This window comes from Bacillus sp. AC266 (assembly GCF_979253805.1).
The window spans coordinates 40,858-58,393 of the sequence record NZ_CEEDEC010000012.1; the positions used below are offsets into that span (position 1 = coordinate 40,858).

27 protein-coding genes are annotated in these 17,536 nt (G+C 38.4%); 25 read left to right on the top strand and 2 right to left on the bottom strand.

Annotated elements, in window-relative coordinates; genetic code table 11:
* The first annotated feature begins 24 nt into the window (after window positions 1–24).
* From rplF to AC0IXC_RS28160, 23 genes are all read left to right on the top strand, one after another.
* A complete protein-coding gene (rplF, locus tag AC0IXC_RS28050; RefSeq protein ID WP_002009762.1) occupies window positions 25–564 on the top strand; it encodes a 50S ribosomal protein L6 in 540 nt (179 codons plus the stop codon).
* 31 nt (window positions 565–595) lie between these two features.
* A complete protein-coding gene (gene rplR / locus AC0IXC_RS28055; RefSeq protein WP_002009761.1) occupies window positions 596–958 on the top strand; it encodes a 50S ribosomal protein L18 in 363 nt (120 codons plus the stop codon).
* A gap of 21 nt (window positions 959–979) precedes the next feature.
* Window positions 980–1,480, top strand: coding sequence for a 30S ribosomal protein S5 (gene rpsE, locus AC0IXC_RS28060; RefSeq protein WP_002009759.1), 501 nt, complete (start codon window positions 980–982; stop codon window positions 1,478–1,480).
* A 13-nt stretch (window positions 1,481–1,493) separates the two neighbouring features.
* Window positions 1,494–1,676 carry a 50S ribosomal protein L30 gene (gene rpmD, locus AC0IXC_RS28065; RefSeq protein ID WP_002009757.1) on the top strand — a complete coding sequence of 61 codons (183 nt, stop codon included), beginning with the start codon at window positions 1,494–1,496 and terminating at the stop codon, window positions 1,674–1,676.
* A gap of 33 nt (window positions 1,677–1,709) precedes the next feature.
* On the top strand, window positions 1,710–2,150 hold the full coding sequence (gene rplO / locus AC0IXC_RS28070) for a 50S ribosomal protein L15 (protein ID WP_002009754.1): 441 nt from the start codon (window positions 1,710–1,712) through the stop codon (window positions 2,148–2,150).
* Entirely contained in the window at window positions 2,150–3,451 is a 1,302-nt protein-coding gene (gene secY / locus AC0IXC_RS28075; protein ID WP_002124688.1) for a preprotein translocase subunit SecY, read from the top strand. The genes rplO and secY overlap by 1 nt, the downstream gene beginning before the upstream one ends.
* 54 nt (window positions 3,452–3,505) lie before the next feature.
* Window positions 3,506–4,156 carry an adenylate kinase gene (locus tag AC0IXC_RS28080; RefSeq protein WP_002009751.1) on the top strand — a complete coding sequence of 217 codons (651 nt, stop codon included), beginning with the start codon at window positions 3,506–3,508 and terminating at the stop codon, window positions 4,154–4,156.
* The gene (gene map, locus AC0IXC_RS28085; RefSeq protein WP_000582542.1) at window positions 4,156–4,902 is read left to right on the top strand and encodes a type I methionyl aminopeptidase; all 747 of its coding nucleotides are present in this window, start codon (window positions 4,156–4,158) and stop codon (window positions 4,900–4,902) included. Before AC0IXC_RS28080 ends, map begins: the two co-directional genes overlap by 1 nt.
* A 68-nt stretch (window positions 4,903–4,970) precedes the next feature.
* A complete protein-coding gene (gene infA, locus AC0IXC_RS28090) occupies window positions 4,971–5,189 on the top strand; it encodes a translation initiation factor IF-1 (RefSeq protein WP_001029884.1) in 219 nt (72 codons plus the stop codon).
* A 35-nt stretch (window positions 5,190–5,224) separates the two neighbouring features.
* Window positions 5,225–5,338 (top strand): 50S ribosomal protein L36, encoded by a 114-nt coding sequence (gene rpmJ, locus AC0IXC_RS28095; RefSeq protein ID WP_000868344.1) that lies wholly within the window; start codon window positions 5,225–5,227, stop codon window positions 5,336–5,338.
* 21 nt (window positions 5,339–5,359) lie between these two features.
* The gene (gene rpsM / locus AC0IXC_RS28100) at window positions 5,360–5,725 is read left to right on the top strand and encodes a 30S ribosomal protein S13 (RefSeq protein WP_002009746.1); all 366 of its coding nucleotides are present in this window, start codon (window positions 5,360–5,362) and stop codon (window positions 5,723–5,725) included.
* A 24-nt stretch (window positions 5,726–5,749) separates the two neighbouring features.
* The gene (rpsK, locus tag AC0IXC_RS28105; RefSeq protein ID WP_002009745.1) at window positions 5,750–6,139 is read left to right on the top strand and encodes a 30S ribosomal protein S11; all 390 of its coding nucleotides are present in this window, start codon (window positions 5,750–5,752) and stop codon (window positions 6,137–6,139) included.
* Window positions 6,140–6,319: 180 nt separating this feature from the next.
* Window positions 6,320–7,264, top strand: a complete 945-nt coding sequence (locus AC0IXC_RS28110) for a DNA-directed RNA polymerase subunit alpha (RefSeq protein ID WP_002029340.1) — start codon at window positions 6,320–6,322, stop codon at window positions 7,262–7,264.
* A 35-nt stretch (window positions 7,265–7,299) separates the two neighbouring features.
* Window positions 7,300–7,662, top strand: a complete 363-nt coding sequence (gene rplQ, locus AC0IXC_RS28115; RefSeq protein ID WP_000331490.1) for a 50S ribosomal protein L17 — start codon at window positions 7,300–7,302, stop codon at window positions 7,660–7,662.
* Window positions 7,663–7,766: 104 nt separating this feature from the next.
* The gene (locus AC0IXC_RS28120) at window positions 7,767–8,609 is read left to right on the top strand and encodes an energy-coupling factor ABC transporter ATP-binding protein (protein WP_002009740.1); all 843 of its coding nucleotides are present in this window, start codon (window positions 7,767–7,769) and stop codon (window positions 8,607–8,609) included.
* Window positions 8,585–9,466 carry an energy-coupling factor ABC transporter ATP-binding protein gene (locus AC0IXC_RS28125; RefSeq protein ID WP_471653652.1) on the top strand — a complete coding sequence of 294 codons (882 nt, stop codon included), beginning with the start codon at window positions 8,585–8,587 and terminating at the stop codon, window positions 9,464–9,466. The genes AC0IXC_RS28120 and AC0IXC_RS28125 overlap by 25 nt, the downstream gene beginning before the upstream one ends.
* Entirely contained in the window at window positions 9,454–10,248 is a 795-nt protein-coding gene (locus AC0IXC_RS28130; protein WP_002124692.1) for an energy-coupling factor transporter transmembrane component T family protein, read from the top strand. The genes AC0IXC_RS28125 and AC0IXC_RS28130 overlap by 13 nt, the downstream gene beginning before the upstream one ends.
* Before the next feature lie 14 nt (window positions 10,249–10,262).
* Window positions 10,263–11,006 (top strand): tRNA pseudouridine(38-40) synthase TruA, encoded by a 744-nt coding sequence (gene truA, locus AC0IXC_RS28135; RefSeq protein ID WP_078174996.1) that lies wholly within the window; start codon window positions 10,263–10,265, stop codon window positions 11,004–11,006.
* 152 nt (window positions 11,007–11,158) lie between these two features.
* Window positions 11,159–11,596 (top strand): 50S ribosomal protein L13, encoded by a 438-nt coding sequence (rplM, locus tag AC0IXC_RS28140; RefSeq protein ID WP_002029337.1) that lies wholly within the window; start codon window positions 11,159–11,161, stop codon window positions 11,594–11,596.
* A gap of 21 nt (window positions 11,597–11,617) precedes the next feature.
* The gene (rpsI, locus tag AC0IXC_RS28145; protein ID WP_002009728.1) at window positions 11,618–12,010 is read left to right on the top strand and encodes a 30S ribosomal protein S9; all 393 of its coding nucleotides are present in this window, start codon (window positions 11,618–11,620) and stop codon (window positions 12,008–12,010) included.
* Window positions 12,011–12,172: 162 nt separating this feature from the next.
* Window positions 12,173–12,601: a DUF2521 family protein gene (locus tag AC0IXC_RS28150; RefSeq protein ID WP_002029335.1), complete on the top strand. Its 429-nt coding sequence runs from the start codon at window positions 12,173–12,175 to the stop codon at window positions 12,599–12,601.
* 66 nt (window positions 12,602–12,667) lie between these two features.
* On the top strand, window positions 12,668–13,381 hold the full coding sequence (cwlD, locus tag AC0IXC_RS28155) for an N-acetylmuramoyl-L-alanine amidase CwlD (RefSeq protein WP_002009721.1): 714 nt from the start codon (window positions 12,668–12,670) through the stop codon (window positions 13,379–13,381).
* A 144-nt stretch (window positions 13,382–13,525) separates the two neighbouring features.
* Window positions 13,526–14,593, top strand: a complete 1,068-nt coding sequence (locus tag AC0IXC_RS28160) for an Mrp/NBP35 family ATP-binding protein (RefSeq protein ID WP_002029334.1) — start codon at window positions 13,526–13,528, stop codon at window positions 14,591–14,593.
* Window positions 14,594–14,646: 53 nt separating this feature from the next.
* Here the strand turns inward: AC0IXC_RS28160 and gerD are convergent, their stop codons facing one another.
* Window positions 14,647–15,261: a spore germination lipoprotein GerD gene (gene gerD, locus AC0IXC_RS28165; RefSeq protein ID WP_002009716.1), complete on the bottom strand. Its 615-nt coding sequence runs from the start codon at window positions 15,259–15,261 to the stop codon at window positions 14,647–14,649.
* 139 nt (window positions 15,262–15,400) lie between these two features.
* Between gerD and kbaA the strand changes: the two genes are divergently transcribed.
* Window positions 15,401–16,012: a KinB signaling pathway activation protein KbaA gene (kbaA, locus tag AC0IXC_RS28170; protein WP_002124701.1), complete on the top strand. Its 612-nt coding sequence runs from the start codon at window positions 15,401–15,403 to the stop codon at window positions 16,010–16,012.
* A gap of 124 nt (window positions 16,013–16,136) precedes the next feature.
* Here kbaA and pdaB read toward each other — a convergent pair whose 3' ends face one another.
* Entirely contained in the window at window positions 16,137–16,901 is a 765-nt protein-coding gene (gene pdaB / locus AC0IXC_RS28175; protein ID WP_002029332.1) for a polysaccharide deacetylase family sporulation protein PdaB, read from the bottom strand.
* A gap of 192 nt (window positions 16,902–17,093) precedes the next feature.
* Here pdaB and AC0IXC_RS28180 point away from each other — a divergent pair, with 192 nt between their 5' ends.
* Window positions 17,094–17,312, top strand: coding sequence for a hypothetical protein (locus AC0IXC_RS28180; protein WP_002139933.1), 219 nt, complete (start codon window positions 17,094–17,096; stop codon window positions 17,310–17,312).
* Window positions 17,313–17,536: the final 224 nt, after the last annotated feature.

The following is a 17,536-nucleotide window of genomic DNA, read 5'->3' on the forward strand; positions in this document are numbered from 1 at the left end:
TAAAACGAACGGAGGTGTGACCACATGTCTCGTATTGGTAAAAAGATTCTTGAAATCCCTGCAGGTGTTACTATTACAGTTGCAGAAGACAATACTGTAACAGTAAAAGGCCCTAAAGGTGAATTAACTCGTACTTTCAAAACTGATATGTCTATCAAAATTGAAGAAAATACACTAACAGTTGAGCGTCCATCTGAACAGAAGGAACACCGTGCATTACACGGTACAACTCGTGCTTTAATCGGAAACATGGTTGAAGGTGTAACTACAGGTTTCGTACGCGGACTTGAATTAGTCGGTGTTGGTTACCGTGCTCAAAAACAAGGAGATAAACTTGTTTTAAGCGTAGGTTATTCTCATCCAGTAGAAATGACTCCAGAAGCAGGACTTGAAGTTGAAGTACCTGTACCAACTAAAATCGTAATTAAAGGTATCGACAAGCAACGTGTTGGCGAATTTGCTGCTAACATCCGCGCTGTACGTGCTCCTGAACCATATAAAGGTAAAGGTATTCGTTACGAAGGCGAAGTTGTTCGTCGTAAAGAAGGTAAAACTGCTAAGTAAACCCGTTAGGTGAAAGAAAGGAGTGACAAGAATGATCACTAAAGCTGCTAAAAATGCGACTCGTAAGAAAAGACATGCACGTGTACGTGCTAAACTTACTGGTACTGCAGAACGTCCACGTTTAAACGTGTACCGTTCTAACCAACATATTTACGCTCAAGTTATTGATGATGTAAATGGTGTAACATTAGTAAGTGCATCTACTCTTGATAAAGACCTTGCTCTTAACGGTACTAGCAATACTGAAGCTGCTACGAAAGTTGGAGAATCAGTTGCTAAGCGTGCTGTAGAGAAAGGCGTTAAAGAAGTAGTATTTGATCGCGGTGGTTACTTATACCATGGCCGTGTTAAAGCTCTAGCTGAAGCTGCTCGTGAGGCTGGATTACAATTTTAATGGTCAAAGGAGGGAAAATTGATGCAACGCATTGACCCAAGTAAATTAGAACTTGAAGAACGTGTAGTTACGATAAATCGTGTCGCGAAAGTTGTTAAGGGTGGTCGTCGTTTCCGCTTTGCTGCACTAGTTGTAGTTGGCGATAAAAACGGTCATGTTGGATTCGGTACTGGTAAAGCACAAGAGGTACCAGACGCAATCCGTAAAGCTATCGAAGACGCTAAGAAAAACCTAATCGCTGTACCATTAGTTGGTACAACAATTCCTCACACAATCAACGGTCATTTTGGAGCTGGTGAAGTATTCTTAAAACCTGCTGCTGAGGGTACTGGTGTTATTGCTGGTGGACCTGTTCGTGCGGTACTAGAATTAGCTGGTGTACAAGATATTCTTTCGAAATCTCTTGGTTCTAACACACCAATCAACATGATTCGCGCTACTGTGAACGGATTAAGCGAACTTAAGCGCGCTGAAGATGTTGCAAAATTACGCGGTAAATCTGTAGAAGAGCTACTAGGTTAAGGAGGGAAAACAAATGGCGAAAAAGTTAGAAATTACCCTCACTCGTAGTGTAATTGGTCGTCCACAAGATCAACGTGCGACGGTAGAAGCTTTAGGTCTTAAAAAGTTGAATTCAACTGTAGTTAAGGAAGAAACTCCTGCTATTCTTGGTATGATCAACAAAGTTTCTCACCTTATCTCTGTAAAAGAAGCTTAAGGATAACTCATTAATATAAGGAGGTGCCTGGGAATGAAACTTCATGAATTAAAACCTGCAGAAGGTTCTCGTAAAGTACGTAACCGTGTCGGTCGTGGTATCGGTTCTGGTAACGGTAAAACTGCTGGTAGAGGTCATAAAGGACAAAACGCACGTTCTGGCGGCGGTGTTCGTCTTGGCTTCGAAGGTGGTCAAACTCCACTATTCCGTCGTTTACCAAAACGCGGCTTCACAAACATTAACCGTAAAGAGTTTACTATTGTAAACTTATCAACGTTAAATCGTTTTGAAGATGGTACAGAAGTAACACCTGAATTATTGCTGGAAACTGGCGTTATCAGCAAATTAAACGACGGTGTTAAAATTCTTGCAAGCGGAGCAGTAGAGAAAAAATTAACTGTTAAAGCGCACAAGTTCTCTTCAAGTGCTAAAGAAGCAATTGAAGCAGCTGGCGGATCAGTTGAGGTGATCTAATGTTTCGTACAATCTCCAACTTTATGCGCGTTGCTGAGATAAGACGTAAAATATTATTCACTTTAGCGATGTTAGTCGTATTCAGGATTGGCACGTTTATCCCAGTGCCATTTACAAATGGAGACGTACTGAAAGCACAAGATCAATTAAATGCCTTAGGTATCCTAAATACATTTGGCGGTGGCGCCTTGAAAAACTTCTCCATCTTCGCGATGGGAATCATGCCGTATATTACAGCATCCATCATCGTGCAATTATTGCAGATGGATGTTGTTCCTAAATTTTCGGAATGGTCGAAGCAAGGCGAAATGGGCCGTCGTAAACTAACGCAATTCACGCGTTACTTTACAATTGTTCTTGCGTTTATTCAGGGGTTTGGTATGTCAATCGGTTTTAACGGTATGGTAGGTGGGCAATTAATTTTGAATCCAGGTTGGAGCACTTATTTATACATTGCTACGGTACTGACTGCTGGTACTGCATTTTTAATGTGGTTAGGTGAACAGATTACAGCTAAAGGTGTAGGTAATGGTATTTCCATTCTTATCTTTGGCGGTATTGCCGCAGCGATCCCAAGTGTTATATCTCAAGTGTATCAACAACAGTTTCAAAATATCGGAGATCAATTGTTCATGAGTATCGTTAAAGTTGCATTGATTTTACTAGCTGTGCTAGCGGTTATTGTTGGTGTTATTTTCATTCAACAGGCTGTTAGAAAGATCCCAATTCAATACGCGAAGCGTGTAACAGGAGGGAATGGGAATCATGCTGGAGCACAAAACACTCATTTACCACTTAAGGTAAATAGTGCGGGTGTTATTCCAGTCATTTTTGCTGTTTCATTCTTAATTACGCCTCCAACTATTGCACAGTTCTTCCCGAAACATGATGTGTCGCAGTGGATTATTGCAAACTTTAACTATTCTCACCCAGTGGGAATGATCATATATGTTGCGCTCATTGTAGCCTTCACATATTTCTATGCATTTGTTCAGGTTAATCCAGAGCAAATGTCAGAGAATCTAAACAAACAAGGTGGATATGTTCCAGGTATTCGTCCGGGTAAGAATACAGAACAATATCTAACAAAAATCTTGTATCGTTTGACCTTTGTGGGATCAATTTTCCTAGCAGCGATTGCAATCTTACCAGTTATCTTTACGAAATTGGGAAATCTTCCTCCATCTGCACAGATTGGTGGAACGAGTATGTTAATCGTTGTCGGCGTTGCTTTAGAAACAATGAAGCAGCTAGAAAGCCAATTGGTAAAACGCCATTACAAAGGGTTTATCAAGCAGTGAGTAAGTGGGAAGAACTGTCTTCCCTACATGCTCATGTACTGAGGGGGAACAAGGATGAACTTGATTTTAATGGGGCTTCCTGGTGCTGGTAAAGGTACACAAGCCGAACAGATTATTGCCAAGTATAACATCCCTCACATCTCAACAGGAGATATGTTCCGTGCAGCTATGAAGGCTGAAACTGAACTTGGTTTACAAGCAAAATCTTTTATTGATAAAGGTGCACTTGTTCCAGATGAAGTTACAATTGGAATTGTTCGTGAACGTTTAAGCCAAGAAGACTGTATTAAAGGCTTCTTATTAGATGGTTTCCCACGAACTGTTGCACAAGCATCAGCTCTTGAAGAGATTATGAAAGATCTTGGCAAAAAAATCGACTATGTTTTAAACATTAATGTGGATTCAGGGTTGTTATTGAAACGCCTTACAGGCCGTCGCATTTGTAAAGAATGCGGTGCGACTTACCACTTAGAATTCAATCCGCCAGCAAAAGCTGATGTGTGCGATAAATGTGGTGGCGAATTATATCAACGCTCTGATGACAATGAAGAAACTGTAGCAAATCGTTTAGATGTAAATATTAAGCAAACAAAACCTTTGCTTGATTTCTACGAGGAGCTTGGCTACTTACAAAGCATTAATGGTGAGCAAGATATCAATAAAGTATTTGCTGATATCGATGTTCTCATCGGAGACTTAGCGTAATGATCATCTGCAAAACTCCTCGCGAGATAGAAATCATGCGAGAAGCTGGCAGGATCGTTGCTTTAACTCATCAAGAGTTGAAACAACATATTACTCCAGGAATTACAACGAAAGAGCTCGATCAAATAGCGGAAAAGACGATTCGAAAATATGGTGCTACGCCATCTTTTAAAGGATACAACGGATTTCCGGGGAGCATTTGTGCTTCTGTAAATGAAGAGCTTGTACACGGGATTCCAGGGAAGCGTAAGCTCGAAGAGGGCGATATCATCAGTATCGATATTGGTGCGAAATACAATGGGTACCATGGTGATTCTGCATGGACGTATCCAGTTGGAAACATTTCTGAATCTGTTCAAAAGCTACTTGATGTCACAGAAAAATCGTTGTATCTTGGTCTAGAACAAGTAAAACCAGGCGAAAGATTATCAAATATCTCGCATGCGGTTCAAACGCATGCTGAAGAGAATGGGTTCTCGATCGTTAGGGAGTATGTTGGTCACGGAATCGGGCAAGACTTACATGAGGACCCTCAAATCCCGCACTATGGTCCACCAAATAGAGGCCCTAGATTAAAGCCGGGAATGGTCATCTGTGTTGAGCCGATGGTGAATCAAGGAAGACGATATGTAAAAACACTATCTGATGACTGGACAGTGGTAACGGTAGATGGTAAATGGTGTGCCCATTTTGAGCACACGATTGCTCTTACAGAAGCAGGATACGAAATCCTTACCACTTTATAAGTAGCTGGCTCTCCGGGATTTCAGAGCAGTGTAAAATGTTACTGATTTGAAGAAGGGAGAACTATTGAATGGCTAAAGATGATGTAATTGAAGTCGAAGGTACCGTTCTTGAAACGTTGCCAAATGCTATGTTCAAAGTAGAATTAGAGAATGGGCATGTCGTATTGGCTCACGTTTCTGGTAAAATCCGTATGAACTTCATTCGTATTTTACCAGGAGACAAAGTTACGGTAGAATTATCTCCGTACGATTTAAATCGTGGTCGTATTACGTACCGTTTTAAATAATATAGCACTCCGTAATCTTTAAGGAGGTTCGAGACATGAAAGTAAGACCGTCAGTTAAACCAATCTGCGAAAAATGTAAAGTTATTCGTAGACGTGGAAAAGTAATGGTTATTTGTGAAAACCCTAAACATAAACAAAAACAAGGTTAATCAGAAGGAGGTGCATTCAAAATGGCACGTATCGCAGGTGTAGATATTCCTCGTGACAAGCGCGTTGTTATTTCTTTAACTTACGTATTCGGCATTGGTCGCACAACTGCTGAAAAAATTCTTACAGAAGCTGGTATTTCTTCGGAAACACGAGTTCGTGATTTATCGGAAGATGAATTAGGACGTATCCGTGATATCATCGATCGTATTAAAGTTGAGGGAGACCTTCGTCGTGAAGTATCTCTTAACATTAAACGTCTAATGGAGATCGGTTCTTACCGTGGTCTTCGTCACCGTCGTGGTTTACCAGTTCGTGGTCAAAACTCTAAAAACAATGCTCGTACACGTAAAGGTCCACGTCGTACAGTAGCAAATAAAAAGAAATAATAAGTAAAGGAGGTTGAACTAACAATGGCACGTAAAACAAACACTCGTAAAAAACGTGTGAAAAAGAATATTGAAGCTGGTATAGCTCATATTCGTTCTACTTTCAACAACACAATCGTAACACTTACAGATACTCATGGTAACGCACTTTCTTGGTCTAGTGCTGGTGCACTTGGTTTCCGTGGATCTCGTAAATCTACTCCATTCGCTGCGCAAATGGCTGCTGAAGCTGCTTCTAAAGTTGCAATGGAGCATGGTTTAAAAACTTTAGAGGTTACTGTTAAAGGTCCTGGTGCTGGTCGTGAAGCTGCAATTCGTGCTCTTCAAGCGGCAGGTCTAGAAGTAACAGCAATTAGAGATGTTACTCCAGTTCCTCATAATGGATGTCGTCCACCAAAACGTCGTCGTGTGTAATTTTTCTGTATAGAATTTTCCCTTTTGTCTATAATGGATATGATGCATTATCGAGAAATTTCGTACAGAAACATCGCTTGTTGTGCACAATCGGGAACTGCCTAAGGGGGACTTTCGGTTAAACAGAGGTTCTTCCTTTGTTTAACCGGGGTTTCGACGTTTTGAAGGAGGGTTTAGTTAATGATTGAAATCGAAAAACCGAAAATCGAAACGGTTGAACTTAACGAAGATGCTAAGTATGGCAAATTCGTGATTGAACCGCTTGAGCGTGGATATGGTACTACTTTGGGTAACTCCTTACGTCGTATTCTTTTATCCTCACTCCCTGGTGCCGCTGTAACTGCTATCCAAATCGATGGCGTTTTACACGAATTTTCAACAGTTGAGGGCGTAGTAGAAGACGTTACGACGATGATCTTAAACTTGAAAAAGTTAGCTCTTAAAATCTACTCTGATGAAGAGAAGACGTTGGAAATCGATGTACAGGGCGAAGGTATTGTCACAGCTGCTGATATTACTCACGATAGTGATGTTGAAATCTTAAATCCAGATTTACACATTGCGACGTTAGCAAAAAATGCGCATTTCCGCATGCGTTTAACTGCAAAGCGTGGCCGTGGGTATACGCCAGCTGATGCAAATAAAAGCGAAGATCAACCAATAGGAGTAATTCCTATTGATTCTATTTATACTCCAGTATCACGTGTGACTTACCAAGTGGAAAAGACACGTGTCGGACAAGTGGCTAATTATGATAAGCTTACGCTTGATGTATGGACGGATGGAAGCATCGGGCCAAAAGAAGCTATCTCTTTAGGTGCCAAAATCTTAACTGAGCATTTAAATATCTTTGTTGGTTTAACTGACGAAGCACAAAATGCTGAGATTATGGTCGAGAAGGAAGAAGATCAAAAAGAAAAAGTTCTTGAGATGACTATCGAAGAACTAGATCTTTCTGTTCGTTCTTATAATTGCCTAAAACGTGCAGGAATTAATACTGTACAAGAGCTTGCGAACAAAACAGAAGAAGATATGATGAAAGTTCGTAACTTAGGACGTAAATCCTTAGAAGAAGTTAAACATAAACTTGAGGAATTAGGTTTAGGTTTACGTAAAGACGACTGAGGATTTAAACCCATCAACAAAGGAGGGAACTACGAATGGCATACAGAAAATTAGGCCGTACAAGTGCGCAACGTAAAGCTATGTTACGTGATTTAGCTACTGATTTAATTATCAACGAGCGCATCCAAACGACAGAAACTCGTGCAAAAGAACTTCGTTCTGTAGTGGAAAAAATGATCACTTTAGGTAAACGCGGAGATCTTCATGCTCGTCGTCAAGCAGCAGCTTTCATCCGTAATGAGGTTGCTAACGCTGAGACTGGTCAAGATGCACTTCAAAAATTATTCGCTGATGTAGCTCCACGCTATGCTGAGCGCCAAGGCGGATACACTCGTATTGCAAAAATTGGTCCACGTCGCGGAGACGCAGCACCAATGGTAATTATCGAGTTAGTATAATGATGATTAAAAGGGCAGGACAGTTCTTTTCAAGTAACTGGTCATGGCCCTTTTTTTTTAAGTATAAAAATAGGCTAACTTGACGAAAGAAAGGGTGCCTTGTATTGAAAAAAGAGAAACTTCGGACAGAAAATATATCATTTCAATATCCTGGGGCAGCCTCTTATGCATTAAAAGATGTTTCGTTTTCCTTATATGAAGGAGAATGGGTATCTGTTATTGGACAAAATGGTTCAGGGAAGTCTACACTTGCAAAATTATTGAATGGCTTATTTTTACCGGAATCAGGGAAAATTACTTTAAATGATACAATGATTTTATCAGAGGAAACAGTATGGGATGTTCGAAAGCAAATTGGCATGGTATTTCAAAATCCAGATAATCAATTTGTTGGAACGACAGTACAAGATGACGTTGTATTCGGCCTAGAGAACATCGGAATGCCAAGGGAGCAGATGATAGAAAGACTAGAACAAGCTCTGCAACTTGTCCGTATGGAAGATTTTTTAAATGAAGAACCCCATTCGTTATCTGGTGGACAAAAGCAGCGAGTCGCAATAGCAGGTGTTTTAGCACTTCAACCATCTATTTTAATACTAGATGAAGCAACTTCAATGTTAGACCCTCAGGGGAGACGTGAAGTAGTAGAAACGGTCAGACAACTTGTTGATCAAAAGGGTATTACGGTGTTATCGATTACGCACGATTTAGAAGAAGCGGCACAGTCAGACCGTATTATTATTTTGAACAAGGGAGAAATATTAGAGGAAGGTACTCCAGAGCAAATTTTCAAATCCTCTCATATGCTCCAAGAGATTGGATTAGATGTACCTTTTTCGGTGAAAATAGCAGAATTATTAAAAAGAAATGAAATTCACTTGCAAAATACGCATCTTACAATGGAAAGCTTGGTGAACGAACTTTGGAGATTACATTCCAAAAAGTAGAACATCGTTATCAATATAAAACTCCATTTGAAAGACGCGCACTTTATGATGTAGACGTGTCGTTTCCAAGTGGGGGCTATTATGCCATTATCGGTCATACTGGTTCAGGTAAGTCGACGATGATTCAACATTTAAATGGTTTATTGCAGCCGACAAATGGTACGGTTCAAATTGGTGAACATTTAATTTCACCAGGGAAGAAAGAGAAAAAGCTTAAGCCGCTACGAAAAAAAGTAGGGGTTGTCTTTCAGTTTCCAGAACATCAACTATTTGAAGAAACAGTTGAAAAGGATATTTGTTTTGGACCGACTAATTTTGGTGTATCTGAAGAAGAGGCAAAACAAAAGGCGAAAGATGCAATCCAGCTTGTTGGATTGGACATAGAGTTATTAGCACGTTCTCCGTTTGAATTAAGCGGTGGGCAAATGAGGCGTGTTGCAATAGCAGGCGTACTAGCGATGGAACCCGAAGTGCTTGTATTAGATGAACCTACAGCAGGGCTTGATCCAAAAGGACAGCACGAGCTCATGGAGATGTTTTACAATTTGCATAAGGAACAGGGGCTTACAGTCATTCTTGTTACCCATAATATGGAGGATGCCGCTAAGTATGCAGATCAAATAGTGGTCATGCATAAAGGAACGGTCTTTTTGCAAGGAAGAGCAGAGGAAGTATTTTCATATGCTGATGAATTAGAACAAATCGGTGTGGATCTTCCAATGTCTTTAAAGTATAAACGTGCAATTGAAGAGAAGTTTGGTATTTCAATTTCGAAGGCTACCTTATCTTTAGAGGATCTTACTCATGAAGTTGTACAGGTTTTACGAAAAGGTGGTCATGAATCATGCAGCAGTTGATTATTGGGAGATATATTCCAGGTCAGTCACTCATTCATCAACTTGATCCTCGTACGAAGCTGTTGATTGTCTTTTTATATGTATTTGTTGTTTTCTTAGCAAATAATGCGATTTCATATGGATTTTTATTTTTATATGCACTCATTGCTTTATTTTTTGCAAAAGTGCCGATTCGTTATGTACTTTCGGGCTTAAAACCAATTCTGTGGATTTTTCTTTTTACATTTTTCCTGCATATTTTTACAAATAAAGAAGGGGAAGTACTATTCCAGCTTGGTTGGTTTTCGATACATGAAAAAGGATTAGAGCAAGGGATATACATTTCTATACGATTCTTCGTTATTATTTTAATGACGACATTATTAACGTTAACGACGACACCTATTGAAATTACAGATGGGTTGGAGACGTTATTAAAGCCGTTCAAGCGTATAAAAGTTCCTGTTCATGAAATCGCATTAATGATGTCAATTTCACTACGTTTTATCCCGACATTAATGGATGAAACGAGTAAAATTATGAAAGCACAAGCGTCACGTGGCATTGATTTCGCCGGGGGACCGATAAAAGATAGGATGAAAGCTATTATCTCACTACTCGTTCCATTATTTATTAGTGCTTTTAAGCGTGCAGAGGACTTAGCGATTGCGATGGAATCTCGTGGATATAAAAGTGGCGAAGGACGTACTAAATTTAGGCAACTACGCTGGAAAATAAGTGATACAGTAACAATTGTAAGCTTACTTTGTTTAGCTTGTATTTTGGCATGGGTGCGGTCGTAATGGAGAATAGAGAAATGGAAAGAATAAAATGTACAGTTGCATATGATGGCATTCATTTTTGTGGTTACCAAATTCAACCACAGCATCGGACTGTTCAACAAGAAATAGAGAAAGCATTGCAGAAGTTGCATAAAGGAGAACTTGTTCGTGTGCAGGCATCAGGCAGAACGGATTCTACCGTTCACGCCAAAGGACAAGTGATACACTTTGATACACCTTTGTCTCTTGAAGAGTGGCAATGGAGTAATGCTTTAAATACAATGTTGCCGGATGATATTATTATCAGGCAGGTAGAGAAGAAAACAGAAGAATTTCATGCACGTTACGGTGTCGAGAAAAAAGAATATCGCTATCGTGTATTATTATCAAAGACTGCGGATGTATTCCGTAGAAATTACGTATATCAATATCAATATCCGCTCGAAATAAACTCTATAAGAAAAGCGATTCCTTATTTTATTGGAACGCATGACTTTACTTCTTTTTGTTCGGCAAAAACTGACAAAAAAGATAAAGTGCGAACAATTTATGAAATCGAATTAATTGAGCAAGACGATGAATTAATTTTTCGCTTTGTAGGTAATGGATTTTTATATAATATGGTCAGAATTATTGTTGGTACGTTACTTAGCGTAGGTCAAGGAAAGCTTGATCCGGATAGTATTCCAGAGATTTTAGCGAAACAAAATCGCCAGTTTGCTGGAAAGATGGCTCCAGGTCATGGACTTTACTTATGGCAGGTAAACTATAACAACTAATCCTGGTGTAACATTTGCTTGACATTAGAAACTCAAAAGTATATCATAACATATGGTATTGTTTCTAAAACCACGATTAGCCCCGGAAGGAAATCGTGTTTAAGATAAACAATAGATTTTTTCTATGGAAAAGATAACGAGGAGGGAAACACATGCGTACGACTTTTATGGCAAAAGCTAACGAAGTTGAGCGTAAATGGTATGTGGTTGATGCTGAAGGTCAAACTTTAGGTCGCCTATCTACTGAAGTAGCATCCATTTTACGTGGTAAACACAAACCAACATTTACACCACACGTTGACACGGGTGATCATGTAATTATTATTAACGCTGAGAAAATTCATTTAACAGGTAATAAATTAAACGATAAAATTTACTACCGTCACACTAACCACCCAGGTGGACTTAAGCAAAGAACAGCTCTAGAAATGCGTACAAACTACCCTGTACAAATGTTAGAGCTTGCAATTAAAGGCATGCTTCCAAAAGGACGTTTAGGACGTCAAGTGTCTAAGAAATTAAACGTGTATGCTGGAGCAGAGCATCCACACCAAGCACAACAACCAGAAGTTTACGAACTTCGCGGATAATTAATTAAAGGAGGGCTTACTTTGGCACAGGTTCAATACTATGGCACTGGACGTCGTAAGAGTTCAGTAGCGCGCGTACGCCTAGTTCCAGGCGAAGGACGCGTTATTATTAACGGTCGTGATTTTGAAAACTATATCCCATTTGCTGCATTACGTGAAGTAGTGAAACAACCTCTAGTTGCAACAGAAACTTTAGGTAACTACAATGTACTTGTAAACGTAAATGGTGGTGGATACACTGGTCAAGCTGGTGCTATTCGTCACGGTATTTCTCGCGCTTTATTAAAAGCTGATCCAGAATACCGTCTAACATTAAAACGTGCGGGTCTATTAACTCGTGACGCACGTATGAAAGAGCGTAAAAAATACGGTCTTAAAGGCGCACGTCGTGCACCTCAGTTCTCAAAACGTTAATTTTTGCGAACTACAAACCCCAACCATTTTGGTTGGGGTTTTTTTATGTTTAATTCTTCTTTTGTAATTTTTTTAGCTTGGAATATTTTAGTGCTACCGTCCTACGTATGCTTCTTCTTTAGAAGTTTAGACTAATACGTATTAGGGAGGTTTATAAGTACTATGAATGTCATTGTCAGCTTACAAGAAAAACAAAAAGAAAAGCAGTTAAAATACGAGCGGAAGATGCTGCGAGAATTATCATTAAAAACATTGCGTTTAAATATTCGTGATGCCTTTCAGATGCAAGAACTTCATCGTCAGTATGAAGATTATTGCATTGAACTAGGGATAGAATCTTATTTATTAGGAGCGAGATACAGTAAATTTGGTTATCATGGCGAATCATTCTTTGATGTAAAATATAGGGCTTTAGAAGAAGAACAACAATTAACTGAAACGTTATTTCAATTTTTAACGAGTATGACTATACGTGAAATTAAGTTGCAAGACGAGGAATTGCTTTTTGAATCTTGCCAGCAGTTTATCGGCTTGTGGTGGCAGGAAGGCTATGAAAAAGGCGAAAGAAGATATCGATTAAAGCTACACTAAGACAAGCATAAACTTTCCTCTTGTCCCATATAAGTAATTAGAGGGACTAGCTGGAGGAGGAAAGGTATGAAGAGAATTCGAATTATCTCTTTTGCGCTCGCTGCGGTTGTTTTGTTTTTTTTAGTTAAACAAGAATTTCAAATTACAAAATCGTGGCGAGCTTGGAATTTACCCTTATCAGGGAAAGTGATTGTACTAGATGCTGGGCATGGTGGACCAGACGGAGGGGCTGTTGGTGGAAAGGATATTGTAGAAAAAGATATTACACTTGAGATTACAAAAAAGGTACAAGATTATTTACAAGAACAAGGTGCTTTAGTTATTTTAACGCGTGAAGGAGATTATGATTTAGCTAATAAAGATACAAAGTCATATAGTAGACGTAAAGCAGAGGATTTAAAAAAGCGTGTTGAGATCATTAATAAGCCTGATGTAGACTTTTTTGCGAGTATTCATTTAAATGCCCTAACTAGTAGTGGATCTAAGGGCGCACAAACGTTCTACTATCGTTCTTCTATTGAAAATGAACGGGCTGCGAAATTTATACAAGCTGAATTGAGAACAAGCTTAGAAAATACGAATCGTTCTGCTAAAACAATTCCTCACGTGTATTTATTGAAGTATGCCAAAACACCAGGTGCTTTAATTGAGGCTGGCTTTTTATCGAATGTGAATGAAAGATATATGTTAAATTCGGAGAAATACCAACAAAAAGTAGCTGCTGCAATATATCGTGGTATATTACGTTATTTTACGGAAAAAGGAAATCCTCCAGAATAAGGAGGATTTTTTCGAGTTTCTCTCGTTAACGAAGTTTTCCGAAAATATGTTATACTGGAAATGTAAACGCATTTATTTCAAAAATAAAGAGAGATAAATTTAATTAACAATACGTTATTTTTCATACAGGGGGCTGGGCTAATTATGGTAACAAAAGAGCAGGTAGTGGAAGCATTGGAAGGGATTGTAGATCCGTTTATACATAAAACGTTAAAAGAAACAAATGCAATTAAAGAGGTGACAGTCAAACCTGAGAAGGAACATGTAAGTGTTAAAATTGCAATTGTAAAGACGGGTACAGCGGAACAAATGCAGTTGCAGTCTGGAATTGTAAAGTTAGTAAAAGAACTTGGAGCAACAACAGTTGGACTTCGTTTTGCAGAATTTACAGAAGAGGAATTAGCTCAGTTTGCACCACCGCAAGAGGAAGAGAAAAGTGAATCCTTATTATCACCGAACTCAAATACAACATTTTTAGCAGTGGCAAGTGGAAAAGGTGGAGTAGGGAAATCAACTGTTTCTGTTAACCTTGCAATTGCTTTAGCTCGTTTAGGCAAAAAGGTTGGTATCATTGACGCGGATATTTACGGTTTTAGTGTACCGGATATGATGGGTATAGAAAAACGTCCAATCGTAAGAGGTGATAAGATAATACCAGTGGAGCGTCTAGGCGTGAAAGTAATCTCAATGGGATTCTTTGTAGAAGATAACGCACCTGTTATTTGGAGAGGACCGATGCTTGGGAAAATGTTAAATCACTTTTTCACAGAAGTAGAGTGGGGTGATTTAGATTACTTAGTATTGGACCTACCGCCAGGTACGGGTGATGTTGCTTTAGATGTACATTCGATGTTGCCGGCTTGTAAAGAGATTATTGTAACAACGCCGCATCCAACAGCGGCATTTGTAGCAGCGCGCGCTGGAGCCATGGCTTTACGTACAGAACATAGTATTCTTGGTGTTGTTGAAAATATGGCGTATTTTGAAAGTAAAGCAACTGGTGAAAAAGAGTATGTGTTTGGAAGAGGTGGAGGAGATAAATTGGCTACGGAACTCCAAACGGATATACTTGGCCGAATTCCACTTCAACAACCTGATTGGAATAAAGAGGACTTTGCGCCATCAGTATATGAAGATACACATACAACGGGTCTCATTTATCGTACGATAGCTGAGACAGTTATTGATAAAACAGCTGTCGCGCAAAACTAAAGTAGTAATGAGTGGACAATATATACATTGTCCACTCAGTGCTATAATTTTTATTATTGTTCTTTGTTCCCATCTTGAGAACCGCCTTCACCACCTGCGCCTTTCTTATCAGACCCACCTTTTTCGGCTTTTTGTACACCTTTACTAATGATGTCAATCATCTTAGCTTGGAAGAGAGGACTTTCGGCAGTTTCAGTTAGTACTTGCTGTAAATATTGACGATATTCTTTACTCTTCATTGTTTGTAACATAATTTTCTCTACTTCAGGATTTTTCATAATCTCTATAACACCTGATTGGTATTCAGGATCTTTTAGTAAAGTTTTCATTAAGTTTGTTTGTTCTTTTCCCATACTTTTAGCAAATTTCGATGAGAACTCAGGGTCTTTAAAGAGCTTTTCCCAGAATTGTTGCCCTTTTTCAGATACCAGTGCATCTTCAATCGTTTTCTTTACTACTGTTTCATCTAGTATGAGTGCTTGTTTCATTTTTTCATCAGTTAATACATCTTGGATCGCTTTTTTTCCTTGATCGGTTTTTAAAATATCAACAATCATTTTTTTTGTTTGATCATAATCAAGTTCGGATTTTGCTTCTTTTTCTTGTGCACATGCCGCTAGTGCTATAAATAGAAAAGAAGAAATCAAAACGAGCAGCATCCGTTTCATAAGTTGGAGCTCCTTTCAGCAAAGTTCTCTTTTTTTAATATAAATCTCTTTAAGGAATTTATACATTAACATGGCTAGCTTTTTGAAATTGTCATTGTTACAATTTAATTAGAAATATAAGAATAATGGGGGATGTGTTGTGAATAGCCGCAAGTGGGTACGACTATTTTTTACGACGTTGTTTCTTGGTGGGATTAGCACAGTCTTTATTGGTTTTGTTTTAGAGTGGGACAAGTACGCTAAATTTTTTCAAAATTTCGACGGAAAAGAGATTTTAGCAATTTCCTTTTGGTTGATGGGCGTAGGATTTATTTTTAGTGTTATAAGTCAAATGGGGTTCTTTGCGTATTTAACGATCCATCGTTTTGGATTAGGGATGTTTCGGTCATCTTCTTTATGGAATACAGTGCAACTGTTCTTTATTGCGTTCGTATTATTTGATTTCGTTTATTTAAGGTCAGTACTTGTTGCAAATGGGGAAGTTTCATTAGGGAATAACATACTTGTTGCTGGGATGTTATTTGTGTTTGGGGCAATTGTCGCTTATATAAAGAGTAAAGAAACGAATAAAAAAGCATTTGTTCCCGCTCTGTTCTTTATGGTTGTTGTAACAATTCTTGAATGGGTACCAGCGCTCCGGATTAATGATACAGATTGGTTATATTTAATGGTGATACCACTTTTATTATGTAATTCATATCAGTTACTTGTATTGCATCGTTTAATTGGACAAAAGAGTAAGTCAGCTTAATGAGGAGAGTGGATTTTTAATTATCCAGATTCTTATCGTCTGTAAATGCTAGGATAAAAAAGCTCTGCTATCTTAACAAAAGATAGCAGAGCTTTTTATGTGTGAAGGACCGTGTAGAAAGGAACTACTTAATATCTTCACTTTTTGTACTTGTGTTGGAAATAAGTTGTGATACAGATGTTTGTTCATATCCGTCGCTCTTTAATTTTTGTAAGAGTAATGGTAAAGCCTTATTTGTTTGAAGGGCAGAATCAGAAGCATGTAATAAGACGATATCTCCACCCTTTAAATTGCTAGAGACTGTGGAAATGATTTTATTTACGCCGGGATTTTTCCAGTCATTTGAATTGTTACTCCAATGAACGATGGTGTATCCGAGTGATTCCGCTATTTTAAGAGTTGTTTTGTTAAAATCGCCACTAGGTGGACGTAATAGCTTGACTTGTTTTACGCCAAGTTTCGTAAAAACATCTTGTGCCCGCAAAAGATCTCGTCGTATTTCATTTGCTTCTAGTGAAGTGTAGGATGTGTAATTATAGCCCATACTACCAATCTCATGTCCATCTTTCATGATGCGTTCGACAATATCAGGGTGTCTTTCAGCCCATGCAGCAGAGAGAAAGAAGGTTGCATTCTTAATTTCTCTTTCTTTGAGTGTATTAAGGATTGGAATAGCTTTTTTGTCCCCCCAGCTAATGTCAAACGTGAATGCAACTTGTTTTTTTGCAGTGTCCCCTTTGTAAATCACTTTAGGGCCAGTAGCAGTTGAAAAAGCAGATTCATGTGAATATGTTTTTAAAAAGAGTAGCCATGCTGTAAATAAGGAAAGTACGACTATTAAGCTAATGTGTTTAAATGTTCTTTTACTCGTAATAAAAAAGAAAAACATAATATTACGCCCCTTTGTCCAATCCTTTTCAGTTACATATATGCTTTAAATTTAAAAAAGAGAACAAGGGATTAATATCGTAAGTGGTGGATATAATGAGTGATAGAATTTTGTTTTTGGTGATACATTATTGATAATTGAAAATGAGTGGGGCGTTTATCGGTACACGTAAGGAGTTATTGAGGTGATAATTTGCTTGGGATTATGTTGACGAAGGAAGAGAAAAAAGAAATGGAATACATACTGAAGAGAGAGTTAGAGGAACTTTTATTTGATTTTGAAGATGAGCGTATACATAGCGTTGTAAAAAAGGCGATGGAAGAAAGGTATAAAATCATTTTTTGTTTATTTCGGAGAGTTGCTAATAGGGAAGAATGTATTCGTTATGTAAGAAAAAGAATTTTTTATTAAAAAGTGTTGACGCTAAGAGTAAGGATATGATAAATTAATAAACGTCGCTGATGCAGAAACGCAGAAAACGACAAAAAAGAAATTGAAAAACTTAGTTGACATCGAAAAATTAAGATGTTAACATAAGGAAGTCGCAAATGAGCGACTAAGTAGTTCTTTGAAAACTGAACGAAACAAACAACGTGAACGTCAATTTTTATTTTTAGATGCTAGACAAACTAACT